At 72.9% G+C, this 1,407-nt stretch carries 2 protein-coding genes; one reads left to right on the forward strand and one right to left on the reverse strand.

The genetic code is table 11. The features are described 5' to 3' along the window. The coding region (locus D471_RS0104000) for an amidohydrolase (RefSeq protein ID WP_017597436.1) at window positions 1-1,013 on the forward strand (1,013 nt) is incomplete at its 5' end. Window positions 1,014-1,102: 89 nt separating this feature from the next. Here D471_RS0104000 and D471_RS0104005 read toward each other — a convergent pair. Next, window positions 1,103-1,407 (reverse strand): S1 family peptidase (locus D471_RS0104005; RefSeq protein WP_026127391.1); only part of this gene is annotated, 305 nt, incomplete at its 5' end.

A 1,407-nucleotide genomic window follows, 5' to 3' on the forward strand; every position in this document is an offset into this window, starting at 1 on the left:
CCGACCTGCCCTCCGAGCACCTGCTGGGCTGGCTGGCCGACGCGGCGGGGCCCTACCTGTCAGCGGGTGTGACCACGGTGTGCGACCCACAGGTGTCGGCACGTGAGCTGCGGGTCTACCGGGCGGCCCGGGCGGCGGGGACGCTACCGCTGCGCACGTTCGGCATGCCGCTGTCCCACCAGTTGGACGCGCTGACCCAGGCCGGGCTGGCCAGCCCCTTCGGTGACGACTGGCTGCGGCTGACCGGCATGAAGTTCTACTCCGACGGGACGCTGCTGGGCGGCACCGCGAAGTTCACGGTTCCCTACGGGGAGCGGGGTGAGTTCGCGGGCAGTCTCTACCACCACCCCGACCAGTTGGCGGACCTGGTGGCGAGGGCGGCCCGGGAGGGGTGGCAGGTCGCCGTCCACACGCAGGGCGACGCGGCCATGGAGCACACGCTGGCGGCGATCGCCTCGGCCGCGCGGGTGTCGGGTCCGGACCCGCGTCCGCGTGTGGAGCACTGCGGGTACCCCACTCCCGAGCAGGCCAAGCGGTTCACCGAATACGGGGTGATCCCGGTCAACCAGCCCAACTTCCTGCACGACAGCGGCGGTGACTTCCTGCGCCGCCTGGGGGATCGGGCGCACCGGCTCCAGCCGATGCGGGAGGAGATCGACCTGGGGCTGCGTCCGGTGCTGTCCCGCGACTCCTTCGTCTCCAGCCTGCGTCCGATGGACACCGTGGCCAACGCGGTGTGCCGCACCACGCGGGAAGGGGCGCGGATCGGGGTGGAGCAGGCCGTCACGCTGCACGAGGCGCTGCGGGCGCACACTCTGGACGCCGCCCACGCCGTGGGGATGGAGGACCGGTTGGGTGCGCTGCGGCCCGGCTACCTGGCCGACGTGGTGGTGTTGGACCGGGACGTGGAGGCGCTGCCGAACGACCGGCTGCGTGAGGTGGGTGCCTGGCTGACCGTCCTGGACGGGCGGATCGCGCACCGGGCGGAGGGGGAGGCGGCCTCCTCGGCCTGACCCCGTGCTCGCTCCCGCCCCGGTTCGAACGGGGGTGTCCCCGCCCGCGCGCTGCGCGGACGGGGACACCTGGGGGAGGGGGTGGGGTTCTAGCTGGTGCGCAGTCGCACGCCCCAGGCGCTCTCCACCGGGTCCACCTCCTGGTAGAAGGTGGTGCCACCGCTGCTGCAGTTGCCGGAGCCGCCGGAGGTCATGCCCTGGGCCTGCGTTCCGGAGATGAAGGAGCCTCCGGAGTCGCCGGGCTCGGCGCACACGTTGGTACGGGTCAGGTAGTAGACGGTGCCCTGCGGGTACCGGACGGTCTGGTTGCGGGCCTGGATGGTGCCGCAGTGCCAGCCGGTGGTGGAACCGGAACGGCAGATGGACGAGCCGATCGGGGCGGCGTTGCTGCCCG

It is taken from the genome of Nocardiopsis lucentensis DSM 44048, from assembly GCF_000341125.1.
GTDB classification, from domain to species: domain Bacteria; phylum Actinomycetota; class Actinomycetes; order Streptosporangiales; family Streptosporangiaceae; genus Nocardiopsis; species Nocardiopsis lucentensis.